This is a genomic window from Bradyrhizobium forestalis, from assembly GCF_002795245.1.
Lineage (GTDB): Bacteria > Pseudomonadota > Alphaproteobacteria > Rhizobiales > Xanthobacteraceae > Bradyrhizobium > Bradyrhizobium forestalis.
The window spans coordinates 1-2,095 of record NZ_PGVG01000100.1 but is presented as its reverse complement, the minus strand read 5'-3'; the positions used below and the strand labels follow the sequence as shown (position 1 = coordinate 2,095).

Annotated in this window: 2 protein-coding genes; both read right to left on the bottom strand. The window is 64.4% G+C overall.

What is annotated here, in order from left to right; translation table 11 throughout:
* Positions 1 to 829: DUF1522 domain-containing protein (locus CVM73_RS38615; protein WP_146006750.1), on the bottom strand; the 829-nt coding region annotated here is incomplete at its 3' end.
* A gap of 359 nt (positions 830 to 1,188) precedes the next feature.
* A partial coding sequence (locus tag CVM73_RS38610) for a DUF1522 domain-containing protein (RefSeq protein WP_283809990.1) occupies positions 1,189 to 2,095 on the bottom strand: 907 nt, incomplete at its 5' end.

Below are 2,095 nucleotides of genomic sequence, written 5' to 3'. Positions count from 1 at the left end.
TGATGGAAGCCGTCTTGACGCCGCTGGCGAGATCGACCGCGGTCAACAGATCGTTGACGGTCGCAGCCGGAGTACCGGCGGTGCCGAGATAGACGGGGGTGTTGCCGTTGCCGGCGGGGACGAGATTGCCGCTGGCGCCCGAACCGGGCGCAACCGCGCTCGACGCCGGGGCAGAGCCCGAGCGGGAGGTGATGGTCTTGCCGGTCACGGTCAGCGTGTCGCCGTCGGCGGGCTGGGCGTTGCCGACGAGGCCGGTCGCGGTGGTGCCGTTGGTGGCGATCAGGGTGATGGTGCCGGTCAGGGCGGTGGTGCCGTCGCCGGCCGTTGCCGCGGTGCCCGTGAAGGTGCCGAGGGTGGCGCCGAGCGTGGTGGTGCCGTTCGCCGCCGTGGTGCCGCCCGCCGTGCCGTTATACACGACGTTGCTGCTCGCGGTCGCGCTGGCGTAGGAGGTCGTACCGCGCAGGTCGGCCGCCGTCGCACCGGCGATCGTGGTGGAAACGTTCGACTTGGTGGAGTAGCCGACCGTGGTCTGCAGCGCCTGGTTGGCGATCGACTTGGCGCTGTCGATCAGCTTCTGCAGCGAGGTGATGCCGGTGTTGGCAGCCTGCAGCACTTGCACGCCGTTGGCGATGCCGTCGAGCAGGTTGTTGATGTCGCTGGCGCGGTTGTCGAGCGACTGGGCGGTGAAGAAGTTGGTGGGATTGTCCAGGGCCGAGTTGACGCTCTTGCCGGTCGACAGACGGCTCTGTGTGGTGGCGAGAAGGTCAGCGGTGGACTGGAGAGAGAGCAGGTTCTGACGAACCGACGCAGAGAGAACAATACCGGACATTGAGTGTTACCCTTCTGGTACGCAACGCAACAAACTTCGATTAGGATTAATCGATGGCCGGGACGGTGAACGCAGACGGCTAACAAAGCATGAAGCGTGTCGCGCCAAACCTTGCGCGGATTCACCATACGGGCGATCGGAGCCTGATCGCGCTCGCTCATATCGCCATGATAGAATGATGCTTTTTGGTGCAGCAACGAGGCGTTTGCGACTTGTCAACCATAACTCAGAGTGAGCAATTGGCTGCATCCGAAGGCATCGTCTCCGCCAAGCCGAGCGGCACTCTGAAGCCCAGGCAAAAAGAAAGCGGCGGGGCCGAAGCCCCGCCGCCGGATCTTGCTTGCGATGTCGGCCGCTAGTTAGCGGAGCAGCTGGAGCACGCTCTGCTGCGACTGGTTGGCCAGCGACAGCGCGGAGACCGCGATCGACTGGCGGGTCGACAGCGCCTGGCTGTTGGCCGCTTCGGTGTTGGTGTCGGCCAGCGTCAGGTTGGACGAGCCGGTCTGCAGCACGTTGATCAGGCTCTTGTTGAAGTCCTGACGAACCTGCACCACCGAGAGGTTCGAACCGAGGCTCGAAGCTTCCGAGCGCAGCGTGCTGGACGCGGCGTTCAGGTTGGTCAGCACCTTGTTGGTGGCAGCGTTGTCGATGAAGTCGACACCGCTGGTCAGCGCGGCAAGGCCCAGACCCTTCGAGTTGTAGGTCACGCCGGTGATGCTGAGGTTCGACTTGCCCGTTTCGTCGAACACGAGCTTGAGCTGGTCGCCGTTCAAGAGGTTGACACCGTTGAACGAGGAGTCCTGCGCGGTCGTGTCGATCTGGTTCAGGATGTTGTTGTACTGGTTGACCAGATTCGCGCGCGAGGTCTGGGCAACGGTGTCCTGAACGGGGGTGGAAGCCGTCGAGAACGTCAGCGACGAGGTCAGCGTGCCGCCGATCGCACCACCCGCGGCGCTCGAACCGATGGTCGAGGACGCATAGTCGTTGGTGGTGGAGACCGTCAGCAGGCCGTTGGCGTCGATCGTCGCCGTCAGGTTGTTGGCCTGAAGCTTGGTGTTGAGCTGATCGAGCGTCTTGACCGTGCCGTTGGTGCCGTCGCCGAAGGTGACGTTGACCGCCGTGCCGCCGTTGAAGGAGGTGAAGGTCAAGGTCTTGCCGGCGATGCCGCCGATGCCGGAGGTGCGGGCCGCCGTGAAGGCAGTGGCAGTCCCGGTATTGCCGGCAAGGCCGAGCGCGTTCAGCGCGTTGCCGGTGCCGGTGACCGAC